Origin of the sequence: Leekyejoonella antrihumi (assembly GCF_007845645.1) — a bacterium.
In the GTDB taxonomy this organism is placed as follows: Bacteria; Actinomycetota; Actinomycetes; order Actinomycetales; family Dermatophilaceae; genus Leekyejoonella; species Leekyejoonella antrihumi.
The window spans coordinates 26,078-41,898 of the sequence record NZ_VCQV01000022.1; the positions used below are offsets into that span (position 1 = coordinate 26,078).

General features: G+C 69.5%; 13 protein-coding genes. 8 read left to right on the plus strand and 5 right to left on the minus strand.

Features of this window, described 5'->3' with window-relative positions:
- Positions 1-267: 267 nt before the first annotated feature.
- Together FGL98_RS15085 and FGL98_RS15090 are read left to right on the plus strand one after the other, a co-directional pair.
- Positions 268-510, plus strand: a complete 243-nt coding sequence (locus FGL98_RS15085) for a hypothetical protein (RefSeq protein WP_146317898.1) — start codon at positions 268-270, stop codon at positions 508-510.
- A 583-nt stretch (positions 511-1,093) separates the two neighbouring features.
- The gene (locus FGL98_RS15090; protein WP_222432199.1) at positions 1,094-1,867 is read left to right on the plus strand and encodes an alpha/beta hydrolase; all 774 of its coding nucleotides are present in this window, start codon (positions 1,094-1,096) and stop codon (positions 1,865-1,867) included.
- 190 nt (positions 1,868-2,057) lie between these two features.
- On the opposite strand, the gene FGL98_RS15095 is transcribed toward FGL98_RS15090, so the two are convergent.
- The gene (locus tag FGL98_RS15095) at positions 2,058-3,929 is read right to left on the minus strand and encodes a hypothetical protein (RefSeq protein WP_146317902.1); all 1,872 of its coding nucleotides are present in this window, start codon (positions 3,927-3,929) and stop codon (positions 2,058-2,060) included.
- A 196-nt stretch (positions 3,930-4,125) separates the two neighbouring features.
- Between FGL98_RS15095 and FGL98_RS15100 the strand changes: the two genes are divergently transcribed.
- The 4 genes from FGL98_RS15100 to FGL98_RS15115 all read left to right on the plus strand — a co-directional run bounded on the left by FGL98_RS15100 (position 4,126) and on the right by FGL98_RS15115 (position 7,717).
- Entirely contained in the window at positions 4,126-5,004 is an 879-nt protein-coding gene (locus FGL98_RS15100) for a glycosyltransferase family 2 protein (protein WP_342779982.1), read from the plus strand.
- Between the two features lie 10 nt (positions 5,005-5,014).
- The gene (locus tag FGL98_RS15105) at positions 5,015-5,980 is read left to right on the plus strand and encodes a hypothetical protein (RefSeq protein WP_146317904.1); all 966 of its coding nucleotides are present in this window, start codon (positions 5,015-5,017) and stop codon (positions 5,978-5,980) included.
- Between the two features lie 64 nt (positions 5,981-6,044).
- Complete coding sequence (locus FGL98_RS15110; RefSeq protein ID WP_146317906.1) at positions 6,045-6,797, plus strand: hypothetical protein; 753 nt, start codon at positions 6,045-6,047, stop codon at positions 6,795-6,797.
- Entirely contained in the window at positions 6,794-7,717 is a 924-nt protein-coding gene (locus FGL98_RS15115; RefSeq protein WP_146317908.1) for a DNA-3-methyladenine glycosylase family protein, read from the plus strand. The genes FGL98_RS15110 and FGL98_RS15115 overlap by 4 nt, the downstream gene beginning before the upstream one ends.
- Positions 7,718-7,809: 92 nt before the next feature.
- Here the strand turns inward: FGL98_RS15115 and cuyB are convergent, their stop codons facing one another.
- From cuyB to cofD, 4 genes are read right to left on the minus strand one after another with little or no spacing between them, the layout of a single operon-like run.
- Positions 7,810-8,610, minus strand: a complete 801-nt coding sequence (cuyB, locus tag FGL98_RS15120; protein ID WP_246136572.1) for a cysteate racemase — start codon at positions 8,608-8,610, stop codon at positions 7,810-7,812.
- Positions 8,611-8,668: 58 nt separating this feature from the next.
- Entirely contained in the window at positions 8,669-9,958 is a 1,290-nt protein-coding gene (locus FGL98_RS15125) for a carboxylate--amine ligase (RefSeq protein ID WP_146317910.1), read from the minus strand.
- A gap of 10 nt (positions 9,959-9,968) precedes the next feature.
- Positions 9,969-11,030 (minus strand): coenzyme F420-0:L-glutamate ligase, encoded by a 1,062-nt coding sequence (locus FGL98_RS15130; RefSeq protein ID WP_146317912.1) that lies wholly within the window; start codon positions 11,028-11,030, stop codon positions 9,969-9,971.
- A 3-nt stretch (positions 11,031-11,033) separates the two neighbouring features.
- Positions 11,034-12,005, minus strand: a complete 972-nt coding sequence (gene cofD / locus FGL98_RS15135) for a 2-phospho-L-lactate transferase (protein WP_146317914.1) — start codon at positions 12,003-12,005, stop codon at positions 11,034-11,036.
- A gap of 108 nt (positions 12,006-12,113) precedes the next feature.
- On the opposite strand from cofD, the gene FGL98_RS15140 reads away from it, so the two are divergent.
- Both FGL98_RS15140 and FGL98_RS15145 read left to right on the plus strand, forming a co-directional pair.
- Positions 12,114-12,398 carry a WhiB family transcriptional regulator gene (locus FGL98_RS15140; protein WP_146317916.1) on the plus strand — a complete coding sequence of 95 codons (285 nt, stop codon included), beginning with the start codon at positions 12,114-12,116 and terminating at the stop codon, positions 12,396-12,398.
- Positions 12,399-12,415: 17 nt separating this feature from the next.
- On the plus strand, positions 12,416-15,814 hold the full coding sequence (locus FGL98_RS15145; RefSeq protein WP_146317918.1) for a glycosyltransferase: 3,399 nt from the start codon (positions 12,416-12,418) through the stop codon (positions 15,812-15,814).
- The last annotated feature ends 7 nt before the right edge of the window (positions 15,815-15,821 follow it).

Sequence of the window (15,821 nt, forward strand, 5' to 3'; positions counted from 1 at the left end):
GGCGATTCGGCGAGGCTTCGGCGGTTCCTGGCAGAGTACGGCGGTGTTCAGCATCTGGTGATCGGGCAGGCCGGTACGGGTCAGGACACCCGAGCGGGCACCGTCTCGGCGCGGACCCACCCGGATGCGGCTCGGACCTACCTGTCCGATGGGCGCGGTGTGGCATGGACCGCCCCTGACCAGGCCGAGATCAGGCGAGCCGCGGATGCGGAACTCATTGACCAGCGAGTCCCTGAAGCGCTACTCGTCAGAATGGGGGATGCACCAATGCCGTCCACCCGGGCGGATCTGGTGGCGTTCTGGAGCCACTGGACGCGAGCCGAGGTGGCAGCAAAACTGCAGGACGTGCCGATTCTTCTGTGGTTGAGGCGCTACTCGGTCGAACTGCCTGACGACCTGCACGTGTCTGGCCCCACAGAAGTCGGGCATCTCATGCTGCGCACACTCGTGCTGGAGCAGATGGTGGTGACGGTGGGTGCCATCCACTGGTCGAGCCGTACTGACGTATGACCCCCCTCCTCACCAGTGAGCGTTCCGCATACGACGAACCGGGTATTTGCAGCAGCCACCTCGAGGAGCGCGGCGGGCCCCCGGCCGCCGATGCTGCCGTCCGAGACCTACCACCGGCGTTCTCATAGCGCGGGTGGACGAACCCGTCCGGCTAGCGCAGCCGCGTCAGGTTACCTGAAGGTTGCGGTCAAGGTGCTGACCTATGATCGCGAGCGTGTCGTTGACGGGGTGGCCGGTTCTCGTTCTTCTCGGGATCGTCCTGGTGCTGCTAACCGTCGCCGCGATTGGGGGCCGGCCGCGGCGCGGCGGGCGGCTTGCTTGGAGCGTGCGGCGTGGGATGCTGATCGTGTTGTCCCAGTTGGTGGCCGTGGCGTTCGTTGGTGCTGCGGTCAATGACTGGGGTTACTTTTACGGCTCGTGGTCCGATCTGTTCGGCGGTGGCCCGCACCAGTTGACTGTCGTCTCGGGACCAGCACCGGATAGGTCGGTTGGTGCGACGATGCCGGGTGGCTCCGGCTCACCGCTCAGGGCCTCGACATGGTCCAACCGCTCTCAGTACAGTTCCCGAGGTGGTGTCTTCTCGATGCCCCTGCCGGGCCGCACGACCCACCTTTCGACTCGTGCCTTGGTCTACCTGCCGCCGCAGTACTTTGAGCCCGGTTGGCGTGGTGCCAAGTTCCCCGTGGTAGAGACCTTCTCGGGGTTCCCTGGGGACGTGCTGCAGCTTGTCGACCGACTGGCCTACCCCCAGCATCTGCTCACCGCGATCCGCGCGGGCACGGCACGACCCATGATCCTGGTCATGCTTGACCCCGCCGTTGTGCTACCTCGAGACACCGAGTGCACCAACATTCCACACGGCCCGCAGGTGCTGACTTACCTGGCCAAGGACGTACCCGAGGACCTCCGGGCGCACCTTCGAGTCAGCGAGTCCGCGTGGGGCGCGATGGGGCACTCCACCGGCGGGTACTGCGCGACGAAGCTTGCAATGCTGCATCCCCGTCAGTTCTCGACAGCTGCCTCACTATCCGGCTATTACCATGCGATCAGCGACGTCACGACGGGCAGCCTCTGGGGTGGCTCCCGGTCGGTTCGGGATGTGAACGATCCAGAGTGGAGGCTGCGGCACCTCGCACCTCCGCACGTGTCGATACTCGCGACAGTCGGGACCCTGGAGGGTGGCAGCGACGGGATCGTCGACAGCCGGCTGTTTGCGAGCCTGGCTCGTCCGCCGATGGTCGTGCAACTGGTCGTCGTTCATGGCGGCGGGCACAACTTCACCGACTATCAGTTGGTCCTCCCCGAGGCATTCGGGTGGTTGTCGACCCATCTGACGCAGTCCAGAACTGCCAGCTGACACCGGATCAAAACCGTAGACCGCGTTGTCCGGCCCAGGCTTGACTGGCTCGGGTACCTCAGCCTGAATCCACCGTCTGTTGGTCGGTAGGTAGGTGCAGGTGGAGGCGCCGGTCGGTGCGGGCGAGCCGTGTCAGGACGCCGATCAGCGGGGCTCGGGTGGTGCTGGTCGTCGCTCTCGCATGGAACCTCTAGCGGCGAGCTTGAGCGTTGAGGAGGCGGCGGACGGCGAGCCGTGCCCGCGGGACGAACCCGGGCGGCAGCATCGAAATTGCCGCGTGGCGGGCACTGCCCATCGCCGCTCGGCCGGGGTAGGTGACACCGCGCCCGATCTTGAAACTCGTCGAGTCGCGGACCTGGCCCAGTGTGTGCTCGAGCTCGCCGACCCGGGCATCGCGCGCACGCAGGGTTGCCTCCAGCCATTGGACCTGACCGCCCCGCTGGTACAACTCATGGGACATGCGGCCCGAGGTGGCAAGGCTCTCCCGGTAACCCCGAGACGGTCCTGGGGTCGCGGTCAACTGAGAGGCGCCGCTCTCCAGGTTGGCGGCGAGGGCGTTGCTCTCCGCCATTGCGTTGCCCCCGTGAACCACGACCTCGAGCTCGGCTTCGCGCGACCCGACTGCTTCGATGGCCTGTGCGCTCCAGGACAGGTCGATCATGGTGCTCATCGTGTGGGCCAGGTCATCGGGGCTGATGTCCGGTTTCCACGGGTGTTCGGCACCGGACTGAAGCATTCGTCGGCAGAAGTCGCGGATCCCGCGGAGCACGGCAACGTCTGCCGAGAGCGTCTCCGACCACGACCAACTGGCGTCGAACAAGGTGAACGATCCGTCGCTGCGTACGATGACGTTGCTCGGAACGGCGAAGAATCTCTGGTCGGCGTGGCCCTTCCAGGCGGCGTCGTCACGGATCCACGCGGCATACCGCTGCACCAGGACTCGCACGTGCGCGAGGTTGCCTCCTGCGCAGGCCTCTCGAAGGTCGGCCTCCAGGAGTCGGCCAGGCGACAGCTCCATCGCCAGGACTGAGGTGTCACGGGTAACCCGGCGTTCACTCATTGTCGTGGCCCCCCGCGGGGTGTGCACCGAACAGGTCCACGGGTTCTTCTCGTCCGCCTGGTCGAAGGTCATCACAGCCGTCCACTCGGGTAGGGCGTCGTGATCGGCAGAGATGACCGCAGGCAGGGAAGTCTCCAAGGACGAGCTGCCGGCTGATGGATGTGCGATGAGCAGCCACACCGGAGCAAGGTCGGCGGTCAGGCCGGCGTCCATGACCTGGCGAGTCAAGGTGTACGGGTCGATGAGGGCGGGGTTTGTGGCGAAGTGACTGCCCTCGGTGCGGGCAACGGCGGCGTGCAGGCCGGCGGCGACATGTTCGTCCTGCGCCGCGGCGTCCGAGATCAGCAGGGACAGGTTCTCTCGGGAGGGGAACACAGAGTACTTCACGTCGATGCTCAGCCCGGCGCCAGCCAGTGCTTCCGGCAGCTCCCGGACGTAGGGCCGACGGGCATCGAACCCCGGTGCGCCGTGGTGCCACTGGTCGTCCGCGTCATACATCGAGCGCAGTTCCAGGCGCAGCATGCTGTCCAGCCCGAGTTCATTGTTGAACAGCATCGCCACGGTGCCCTTCGGAGCTACCCAACCGCCGATGCGCGCGGCAACCTCGGCATGGGACAGGCCCACAGAATCGGGCGTCAGCAGTGTCTCCGGGCCGTCTAGAGCGATGATCAGGTCGTACGGTACCTCGGGATGGTAGCGGTCCAGTCCGCCGCAGTAGATTTGCAGGTGTCCAAGCGATCCCCCCATGGTGGCAAGGCGACGAGCATCCGGTAGGCCTCGCACAAGGAGGTCGGTCTCGACGCTGGCGGGTACCGAGTCGACCAGTGCGGCTGCGCGGGGGCCGGCCAACAGCACGCGGGTGGCATGCGTCTGGTGCACCAGGCGTGCCACCAGGTAGCCCGCAGAACTCAGCCCAGGTGTGTGGTCCAGATCGGACCACTCCAACATGTCCCCGCCGATAAGTCGGCTGCCCGATGACGCATCGACCTGGTATGACTGCACAGCTGTCCTCTCGAACCGGGATCTGAACGTGGTCACCGCCGGGGCGTAGGACTCATCGTCGTGGGCGCCGCCCTGGCTGTGCCCGCCACAGCCTAGACCAGGCCGTGACCTGTGGGCTATGCCGCGCCTCGGGTCGACGTCAGGTCCCGTTAATCTGGGTCCGAACTGCTTGACTGCATCCCTTTTAAGGAGCCTCGTGTCCGCACCCGAGCGTCGTCCCAGAGTTGGCGTCGTCGTGCTCCATATGGGTGATCGGCCCGTCGAGCTCGCGCACGCACTCGACACCCTGCATGCTCAGGAGGGGGTCGACCTGGATGTCGTCCTGGTCGGTAATGGGTGGGAGCCGAAGGGGCTGCCCGAGTGGGTCCGCACCGTCCATCTGGCCAAAAATGTTGGTATACCAGAGGGTCGCAACATCGGGGCCCGCGAGGCCGGCGGCGAGCTGATCTACTTCTACGACGACGACGCGTCGCTGCCCGCACGTGATGTGCTCGCGCGGCTGGCGGACGTCATCCTCGATGATCCGAGTGTGGCCGTCGCGCAACCGCGAGGTGAGGACCCGACCGGCAAGCCGGCTCCGCGGCGCTGGGTGCCTCGCTTCCGCGTCGAGGGGGGTGGCCGGCCGGGTGAGGCGACGTGGTTCTGGGAGGCTGTCTTCATGGTGCGCCGCGAGGCGTTTCAGCAGGTCGGCGGGTGGCCCGGCCACTTCTTCTACGGGCACGAAGGCATCGACCTGGCGTGGCGACTGCTTGATGCCGGCTGGCATATCCGCTACGTCCCCTCGGTGGTGGTCCATCACCCCGCCACCAGCCCCGCCCGACACGAGGTCTTCTACCGGATGAACGCTCGTAATCGGGTGTGGGTGGCGCGCCGAAATCTTCCGGCGCCGTTGATCCCGGTCTACCTCGGTGTGTGGACGGGCATCACCCTCGCGCGGGTGCATGACCGCGACGCGTTGCGCATCTGGTTCCGCGGCCTACGTGAAGGTGTGAGCAGCGACGCCGGCGACCGGCACCCGATGTCCTGGCACACGGTCGCTCGCCTGACGCGCGCAGGTCGCCCACCGGTGGTATGAGGTGAACGACGTGGACGGGCAAGCGGACTGGCGGGTCTTCGTCACGGGGGTGCGGAGTGTGACACACCTGGTGCACATCGCCTCCTACGTGCGAGATCTCCTCACGCGGGCCCGAAGTGTCCGGGTCTCCTACATCGGAGGTGGACGCTTCCTCGGACACGCGACTGTGACTCACGACGACGTTCTGCGCATGTTGCCCGACGACGACCGGCTGAGCATCAACTTTCTGGCAGGGACTGCATGTTGGGATGCTGAGCCCGGTGAACGGCTGGTCTATGTCGCAGTCGGTGCGCCGGGGCTGAAGGCGTGGGTCCTCCTGAGACGCGCCTACCCACGTAGGCACCTGCACGTGGTCGTCACCGACGAAGGGATCGGCACCTACGGCAACTGGCGTACTCGACGGGCCGCGTGGCGCCGCCAGGGAGGCGGCGAGCCCTGGACCTCGGCCCGTGCTCTGGCGGTCGCAGGCGGCGGTCGGCTGCTCACCGGCGAACGCTGGGCGATGTATGACGAGGGGGCATCCTGGGCGATCGACGGCCGGGTCGCTGCGGAGTTCACGCGCCATGTTGGCGACGTGCGACCCGACCGGGAGTCGCGCCGCGTCGTGATGCTGACCCAGCCGTGGGTGGAGATCGGTGTGCTCAGTGAGGCGGCTTATCTGGACCACATACGCTCTGTTGCGCGCTTCGTCGAGCGCGACGGTCGATCGCTTGCGGTGCGGCCCCACCCGGCCGAGTTGATCGATCGCTACCGCCGGTTCGATGTGCTGACCGGCCGGATGCCGGCCGAGCTCGACCCGGAGGTCGTTGGATGCTCCGCAGCGGTCGGCGGGACGAGCACGGCGCTGCTCAACGTCGCGGCACTCTACGGCCTACCCGCGACCCGAGTCGTCGTGCCTGGACTGGAGCATTTGGACGCCGGTCTCGGCGCAAGTCAGCGCCGGCTGTTGGCAACCTATCTTGCGGAGCCGCAGTAGGAACAACGGGACGGGCGCGGTGGCGAGACTGCCATTTGAGCACCAAGCGGTTACAGTCGTAGATGTGAAGGGCACCCTGTCGACCGCCGCACGACTTGCCAGCTCGCCTGCCGTCCAACGCGCTGTTGGACGCGCGCGGGAGGCTGCCAAGGGGACCGCCGCAAAGGTTCCCCGGCCGGCCGAACAACGCGTCACGCTCAAGGCATCCGACCTGAGCGGGGTCCGGACCACCGATCTGCTGGTCGACGGCGTGGAGGCCAGGGCGGCGCGCCGCCGGTCCCGTGAGCTGCACCTACCGCGAACGCTGGACGACACCAGCGCCTGGGCCGCGCTGGGCGCGCTCGCGGCGCTGCTGCGGATCGTCGACGACGGACGCCGCAGCGCGACGGTCATCGACACGGTCGGATCTCGTTCGGTCTTCTCCAGGTGGACCACCAAGGCAGGATTTGCGCCGATCCATGTCGATGTGACCAGGCCGGACGTGGTCGGCACCGGTATCGACCCGCACTCGGTGGACATGGTGACCCGGCTTCACCCGCACCTCAGTCAGCCGGAGACCGTCGACGAGGATCTCGCGCGAGGGTCGGGTGCGCTGCGCCGTGGCGGGTTGATGGCCGTGACCGTGCGCCTGGGCCCGCTGGAGGAAGGCGGGATGGGCATCGCGGAGCTGCGGTCCCTGATCGCGCGCGCCGATGAGCAGGGCCTGTCCCTGGTCGGCGACCTCGACATTGCGGACAGCCGGCGCGCTCAAGAGGCTCAGCAGGTCGAGGGCGCCACCAGTTTCGGACTGGCGCTGCTCACCTTCCGTCGTCGGTGACGTCCGAGCCGCAGTCGACCGACTGGACGCCGGGTCGGCCCGTGCCGCTCGAGGCGATCCTGGCGCCGCTGCGTCGCGGCTCCGGTGATCCGACCTGGTCGTCCGCGCCCGGCGAGGTATGGCGTGGGGTGCGCACGCCCGCGGGGTCGGCGACACTGCGAATGCAGCTGGCGACGGCCCGACACGGGGATCGGGTTGTCGCTCGAGCGTGGGGCGACGGTGCCTCGTGGGTCCTGGATCGCCTACCGGGCTTGCTCGGCGCCGATGACGACGTGTCCGGCTTCGAGCCGGCGCATCCGGCGCTGGCCCGTGCGCAGCACCTCAATCAGCACTGGCGGGTCGGCCGGACCGGTCTCGTGCTGGAGAGCCTGCTGCCGGCCGTCATCGAACAGCGGGTCACCGGCAAGCAGGCGTTCGGCTCCTACCGGCAGCTGGTGCGCCGGTATGGGTCTGCGGCGCCGGGACCCGGCGCCGAGCGGGGCCTCATGGTGCCCCCGGGCGCCGACGGGTGGCGCGGGATTCCGTCCTGGGAGTGGCTGCGCGCGGGGGTCGATGCGCAGCGTGCCGACACGATCATGCGGGTGCTGCAGGTGGCGCATGCGCTGCAGGAGTGCACGGTGCTGCCGCGCGGGCAGGCGTGGAGCAGGTTGCAGTCCATTCGCGGGGTCGGCAGCTGGACGGTGTCCGAGACGGCCCAGCGAGCCCTCGGGGATGCCGACGCGGTCAGCTTCGGCGACTACCACGTCGCCAAGGACCTCGGCTGGGCGCTGACGGGGGCGCCGGTGGACGATGTCGGGCTGGAGCGGCTGTTGGAGCCGTATCGCGGGCACCGGTATCGCGTGCAGCACCTCGTCATGGCGGCCCGCCTTGGTCGACCACGCCGCGGCCCGCGGATGCCTGTGCCGTCGCACCTGCCCTGACCACCGCATCCACCAACGTCATCGCGGAGTCGGCGAAAAGCCCTGTTATTGCGGCGAATCCGCCCAACACCGAGCGTGGCCGCCAGGAGTCCTCAGAGCTTGGGGGTGCGGCCGGCCTGGCGGATCGTGGCGATCGCCAGGGACTCGACGGAGTCGACCAGCTCGGGCCGGGAGCGCCAACGCTGCTCGGCATACACGACCGACAGCTCGGTGCAGCCCATGACGACGACGTCGGCGCCCTCTTCGGTCAGTGCGTCGACCACGGCGAGCAGCCCGGTGACGTCCACCGGGCCGCCGGCCTTCACCCCGTCGTAGATCACCGACATCACCAGCTCCTGCTGGGCGGTCGAGGGCAGCAGAACCTCGCAGCCCAGTGCTTCGAGCGCGCCCTGGTAGACCCCGGCCGACCGGGTCCCGTCGGTGGCGAGGACCGCCACCCGAGGCGCGTGATCGGCGTCGGAGGTCTCCGCTGCTCGACGCTGCGCCGCCTTTGCGGTCTCGTCGACGATGCTCACCAGCGGAATCGACACCGCGGCCTCGACTTCGGCAAAGAAGTGGTGCGCCGTGTTGCACGGCACCGAGATGAACGCAGCCCCAAGGGCTTCCAGTCGTTGCGCGTCCCGGGTGAGCGACGGCGTCGGGTCCGGGTGGGACGGATCCAGAATGGCCGCAGTCCGGTCCGGCGTGGTCGAGTGGTCCAGGACGATCAGGTCGAGGTGCTCCTGGTCGTTCGTTGCCGGAGTCAGGTCGACCACGAGCTGGAGGAAGAGGGCCGTCGCCGCCGGACCGAGACCGCCGATCACGCCGACGACCGCCGCGGACCAGGTGGGGTCGGTGTCGACCCGCAGCTCGGCCAACGAGGGGGAGGGGGTGGTCATACCGGGGGCGGTCATACCGGGGTCCCCGCGAAGTATCGGAGCGAGCTGGCGAGCGGAGAACTTCGTGGGGTGGTCATACCAAGGCCTTGGGCTCGGGGTAGTGCCGACGGTACTTGCGCACGTAGTTTGCCTGGTTCGCAATGATCCAGGCCCACCGGCGGGGGTGACGTTCCGCGCTGTAGAACAACGGGTTGGTGACGTCGCCGGCCTTGATCAGGCGCCGCACCTTCGCCTTGGTGGCCGGTTCGGTCACATACCGGGTGAGCAGGCGCAGCGGGATCGCGGTGAAGATGTGCTCCTCGGAGGCCTCGAGTGGGTCCACCCGGCTCAGGTCCTCGCCGTGGACGTACTCGTCGACATACCAGCGGACCGTGTTATGGCCGGCGGCGGTGATATAGAAGCTGGTCCCGCCCAGTCGGGGGTTGAGCTCGAAGAACACGATCTTGCCGGTGCGCGGGTCGAGCTTGAGGTCGAAGTTGGCGTATCCCCGCCAGCCCACGTGCTCCAGCAGCCGCGTCGCCTGTCCGACGACCTCGTGATTGGTCTGCGTCAGGATGGCCGCTGGGAAGCCGACGGTGTCCGGGGAGTGCTCCTCCAGGAGGACCTGACCGTAGGACGCGAACCGCACCAGCCCGTTGCGGTCGCTGTAGCAGGTGAGGATGCGCATGCCCTGGTCGTCGCCCGGGATGACGTCCTGCAGGATGAACTTGTCCCGGTATCCCGCGTGGTACAGCTTGTCGAGCAGGTCGTCCAGCTCGGCGCGGTCGGCCGGGCTGTGCACCTTCCGCTTGCCCTCGAAGGCGACTCCCGCATACGCCTCTGCATTGGACGGCTTGGCGATGATCGGGAAGGTCATCGCGTCGACGGCGGCACGAGTCTGCGGTGTGCTGTCCGCATGCTCGGCGAGGTCGTACACGACCGTCGCCGGGTGCGGGATGTCCAGTTCCTGGCACACCTGGGCGAAGTGCTCCTTGCGGGTGAGCCGGTCGATCAGCTCGTGGTCGCTGTAGGGCACCAGGTAGAGGTCCTCGAGCCGGTCCCTGACGCGCGCGACGACGCTGACGACGTGGTCCGTGGTGGCCAGCAGCAGGAGCTTGCGGCTGCCGATGCGCGGTGCGAGGTCGCGCAACGTGGTGACCAGCGCCTCGGGGTCCTCGAGGCTGCTGATCTGCTGGTGCACGATGAGGGGGCTGTGCGCGATCGCGCCGCCGACCATTCGCGAGACCACGACCGTGCGATAGCCGTAGGCCATGTGGAACGACCGGGCGAGGCTGTATCCGAGGCGGTCGCCCCCGAGGATGACCGGCACGAACTCCTGGCCGGGCAGCAGTGGTTCGCTGGTCGAGGCGTGTGGCGAAGGCATGCGAGAAAGCCTAACCGCGCACGTGCAGGCGCACGCTCTGCGGGCCATGGGCGATGACCTCGCTGGTCAGCCGTTCGCCCGCGAGCGCAACCTCATGCCGTGCCCACACACGACCCAGCACCACCGGATCCGCCCCGGCGACGAGCAGTTCGACGGTGCCATCCTCGGCCCGCTCGTCTGTGAGGTGGGTGGCCACGGCATCTGCGGGATCGCCGGCGCTCAGCGCGACCCGCGAGGCCCGCCGGACACGATCCAGAAGCGGCTCGGGGTGCACGGACTCCAGTCCGGCGGCCGCGGCACGCGGGGTGCCAGGCGGCACGCCGAGGGCGGCGCGCACCGCCTCGGCGCGGCCCAGGCCGAACCAGTCCGAGGGGCCGGACCGCACGAGGTCGCGTCCGTGCAGGCTCTGCGCGGTGTCCGTGGTCACGAGGTGCGCGAGCCCTCGCACGACCGCAACCGGCACCCGCTCCAGCTTGCCCTTGACCAGGTCCGCCGCGGCTGCGATCTCGTCGGCCAGGTTGCGGATGGTCACCGCTAGGTCCCGACCCTCGGTGTCGGCCCGGCCACGCAGGTCGTCGAGCGGGTCGAGTCCGTGCACGCCGAGCGCGAAGTCGGACACCCCCGCTCGCCAGGGCCGCCCCGAGGTGTCGCTGAGCACCAGGCCGAACGACACCGAGCTGGGCAGCGCCGACTGCAGCTGCGCGTGGATCCGTGCGGCTGAGGCGTCCGGGTCGCGGGGGAGCAGGAGCAGCCGGTCGTCGCCGGCGTTCGACGCGTCGATCCCGGCGCCGGCCATCACCGGGCCGGCCACGGACTCGACGACGCGGGTCGGCGCTCCGGTCGTCGCCCGCTCCGTCACGACGGAGCGCGCCTCCTGCAGCGTCAGCGCCGACCGGTCGCCGGCGACGACGAACAGGTCCTCGGACTTTGACACGACCTTGCTGGTGACGACCACCACATCGCCGTCGATCAGGGTCGTGCCGCCGCGGCGCATCGCGTCCGCGACGGTCGCTCCGAGATTCGTGCCGGGCACGATCTCCGGTATGCCGTCGACCGGGCAGATGGTGAGCATCGGTCAGGCGGCCTTGCGCAGGTCCATGGCGAGCTCGAGCGCCGCGGCGCCCATGGCGGCTGCCGCGTCCACATCGGTCATCAGCAGCGGGCAGGCTCGCACCCGCAGACCGGCGACCGGTGCACCCGCGTCCCGTTCGTCGACCAGCCAGCCGTCGAGGAAGTCCGTGTAGAGGCCGGCCACCCCGGCCGGTGTGACGTCGATCCCGATGGCCTCCAGACAAACGTCGGCGTGACCACGCACCGGCGCGCCGCCCACGAGGGGACACACGCCGACGACCGGCGCGTTGGTGCCGCGCAGTGCATCCCGGACGCCCGGCACGGTGAGGATGATGCCGATCGACACGACCGGGTTGCTCGGCGGCAGCAGCACCACGTCGGCCTGCCGTATCGCATCCAGCACGCCGGGTCCCGCGACGGCGTGATCCATCCCGGCGACGACGAACCGCACGGCCGGCAGCTGGGCCTGATAGCGGACCCACCACTCCTGGAAGTGCATGGCCCGCTGTTCCTCGCCCTCCTCGACGACCACGTGCGTCTCGACCGGTGTGTCGGTCATGGGGAGCAGCCGCACGTGCTGACCGGGCAGGCCCCACCGCTCGGCGAGCCGGGCCGTGACCCGGCTGAGCGGCATACCCTGGCCGAGCCACAGGCTGCGCGCGATGTGCGTGCCGAAGTCCTGGTCGCCCAGGCCGAACCACTGCGGTGGGACCTCGTATGCCGCGAGCTCGTGCTGGACGGCGAACGTCTCGTCCGCGCGTCCCCAGCCCTGCTGCTCGTGGACCCCGCCACCCAGGGTGTACAGCAGGGTGTCCAGATCGGGGCAGACGCGTAGCCCGAAGAGTGTGATGTCATCGCCGGTGTTGCCGATGATGGTGAGCTCGTGCGGGCCGTCCGGCAGGGTGTCCAGGTGGCGGCGCAGGCCACGCAGGAAGCGTGCGCCACCGACGCCCCCGGCCAGTGCAGTGATGCGCATACCGGACAGTGTGGCAGTCGCGGTGGTTGCCGTTGCGGGCAGATCCCCTGCTCTGCGCGCTTGACTAAAGGCTAATCACACGAGTGTAATTAGCCTTGCTGTCATTCAATGCAAGGAGGAGCTGTGCAGGAGTTCTCATTATTTGCCTTGCATGACCTCGCAGACGAGGACGGCGAGTTGTCCTGGCAGGAGCGTGCTCTGTGCGCCCAGACCGATCCGGAAGCGTTCTTTCCGGAAAAGGGCGGGTCAACTCGCGACGCCAAGAAAGTCTGTGTCGGTTGTGAGGTTCAGGCGGAGTGTCTGGAGTATGCCCTCGCCCACGATGAGCGGTTCGGCATCTGGGGCGGGCTCTCCGAGCGCGAGCGCCGCAAGTTGAAGAAGCGGGCGGTCTGAGCGCCCACGCACAGAGCGTGACCCAGCCATCCACCGTGGTGGGTAGTGCTGGGTGCTCGGCGTCCGATGCGGACGACACGGGGACCCAGCTGAAGGTGACGACCCTCCTGGTGGTCCAGCAGGGTTTCGAACCCTGGATCGACCAGACCCTCGCCGCCCTCATCGGGCAGCAGCGGCGACCGGAGCGACTGGTTGTCGTCGATGCGACCGCCGAGCGCCTGATGCCCGATCGGATCGCAGCGGATGCCGACCTGCACACGGCATTCCCCAGCATCTCGGTCGTCACCGTGCCGAGCGGCACACCCTTTGCCGCGGTGGTGGACACCGCCGTCGATGCCCTGCCTGAGCCGGGGGAGGACGCGGTCGTCGCGCGCCGACCACGCAAGCGGGCCCGCACCCACAAGATCCGCCCTCGCGACAAGCACGAGTGGCTCTGGCTGCTGCACGAGGACAGCGTGCCGGAGGCGTCCGCGCTGGCCGACCTGGTCCGAGTCGTCGGCCACTCGAGCCGCATCGGCGTGGCGGGCTGCAAGATCACCCGTCTGCAGGACCGTCGCCGCCTGGTCAATGTCGGCATCGACCTGACCCGCACCGGGCGGCACGTCGGCGCGACGATGCTGGACGAGCCCGACCAGGGCCAGCACGACGATCGCCGTGACGTTCTCGCCGTGAGCAGCGCCGGCATGATGGTGCGGCGCGACGTGTATACCCGCCTCGGTGGCTTCGACCCCGCCTTCGACGGCGACGGTGACGGGCTCGACCTGTGCTGGCGGGCGCACCTGTCCGGTCACCAGGTCATCGTCGTCCCGGCGGCTGTCGTGCACCAGGACCTGGCCTCGGGCAATGACACCCCACGAAGTCCTCGCTCGTCCCTCACTCGGTACGTCGCGGGGACCCCGACAGGAGAGGGGGACCGCCCCGCCCCGCGCAGCCCGCGCACCCTGCGGCGGCACCGACAGGTTGCGCTGGCCCGATGCTCGCTGCTGGGTATGCCGGTAATGGCCGTGTGGACCACCCTCACCTCGCTGCTGCTCGCACTGCTGTTTCTGCTGCTCAAGCGCCCGCGCCGGGCGGGGGCCGAGGTCGCCCAGGCCACGGCACCGCTGGGCATCGTCCGGGTCCTTGGCGCCCGGTTGCGTTTCATGCGCCGCGCGTCGGCACGTCGGCGCCACCTGCGCGCGCTGTTCGTGCCGCTGTCCGGTGCCACCCGATCCGCCATGGAGTCCCTGCATGACGCCGTGGCGATCGAGGACGCCCGCGATGACGAGTCGAGCACGCCGGAGAGCGGGCCCGCACAGGACGACGTCGACGAGATGGTGCCGGTCCGCAGCACCTGGTTCCACCGGACCGTGACCAACCCCGGCCTCTGGGCCGTGCTGCTGCTGGCGGCGGCGTCCGCGGTGATGTGGCGGGAGCTGCTGACCACCGACGCGCTCCGAGGCGCCGGCAGCGGACTGACCGGCGGTGAGCTCCGGCCGTTTGCGACCGACGCCGACGGCATCTGGGCGATGTGGCGCGACGGCTGGCAGGGGACCGGCCTCGGTCACGCCAACGTGCCCACTCCATACCTGCCCGTCCTTGCCGCGCTGGCCTGGGTCGTGCAGTGGATTCCCGGGATCAGCGGGGCGACGACGGGTGCCACCGTCGTCGCCTGGCTGCTGCTGCTCACCATGCCGCTGTCCGGGGCGGCGGCCTACCGGGCCGCGCGCACCGCGACGCATGCCCGGTGGCCGCGCGCCGCCGCAGCTCTGGCCTGGGCGTCGCTTGCGACCGTGACCACGGCCGTATCGGGTGGCCGGCTCGGCCCCGCCGTAGCGCACATCCTGCTGCCGTTCGCCCTCGCCGGGATCTTCGAGATCGGCCGCCGCCGGGCGAGCGCGCCGGTCACCTTCGGGACGGTGCTGGCCGTGGCCGGCGTGGGCGCCTTCGCACCGGCACAGCTGGTGCTGCTCTCCGCGGCGGCCTTGGTCGTGGTCGTCATCGGTCCCGGCTGGGCTCGCCTGCGCGGTCTCATTGTTGCGGTGCTGCCCTGGGCCCTGCTGGCCCCGTGGACTCGTTCGCTGATCCGCGATGACTGGCGCGCCGTGCTCGCGGGTCCTGGGCAGCTGGACGCCGGCCATGGCGCCGGCCCCCAGCCGTGGCAGCTGGCCATGTTGCATCCCGGCGGCCCCGGGTCCTACCTCGTGCTCGTCTCCGTGCCGGTCCTGGCGTTCGGCGTCCTCGGGCTGCTTCGATCCGGCCGTGGTCGGGTGCAGACGGCGCTGATCCTGCTGGCGGCGGTGGGGCTCGCGGCCGGGCTCGCGGCGCCCCGCATCATGCTGGTGCGAGGGCCCGACGGCGTCCTGTCGCCATGGAGCGGCACCGCCCTGGACGTGCTGGCGGCCGCACTGCTCGGCATGGCGCTGCTGGGCTCGCGAACGATTGCAAGCCTTCCCCGGCGCGCGCCGGCCCCGGCGAGCGACAGTGCCGTCGGTCCCGACCCGGTCGACGGCGAAGATCCGGTGGATGACGTCGACGACAGTGCGCCCCCGCGGCGCCGCTGGGGGCTGCGGACCGCGATGCCCGGGCTCGTCGGCCTGGCGCTGCTGCTCGGACTCGGGATGACCGGTGTTGCCGCCTGGTCGGCCCCGGTCAAGAACCTGCATCCGGCCGCGTCCGAGCTGCCCGGCATCGCGGACGAGCCGGTCCACGGCAGCAGGCAGGTGCGCGCGCTGTCCCTCACCGTCGGCGCGGACGGGGTGATCGACTACCAGCTGGACGGTGCGGAGCAGGGCCTGCCGGTGAGCGACCTGACCACGCAACGGCCCACCGGGGCGGGTGCGACTGCCGGCGCCGTCGCCCGTCTGCTCGGCCCACCCGCCGGTGGTGCCGGTCAGACCCTGGCCGAGCAGCTGAACCGACTGGCGATACAGACCGTGGTGGTTCGTGGTCTGGGCAGCACGGCGCAGCTCACCCAGTCGCTGCAGGCGACCGGGATCCTCACGTCGCTGCGCGCCGGCCGCGGCGTCACGGTATGGCGAGTGGCCCCGCTTGTGGTGGGCGATGGGGCGCGGACGGTCGACGCCAGCCGGGTCACGTTGTACTCCGGCGGGCAGCCTGCACTCGAGCTGCCGTCCACGTCCTCGCACTCGCGATCGAGCACAACGGTCCCACAGGGCGCCACCGGACGGATGATCGTCCTGTCCGAAGGGCGCGGCTGGGCGTCCGTCGGCACGGCGCGGCTGAATGGGCACCCGCTGCAGGCAACAACGCTGGACGGACTACCGGCCTACCGGCTGGGCGCGAGCGGCGGGCACCTGGTGATCGACCCGGGTGTTGCCTTCTCCCGACTGCGACTGGTCCAGGTAGTGTTGCTGATCCTCTGCCTGTTCCTGGCGGTCCCGTTCGGCAACCGCCGCTCGAGGAGACTTGCATGAGGCGCCT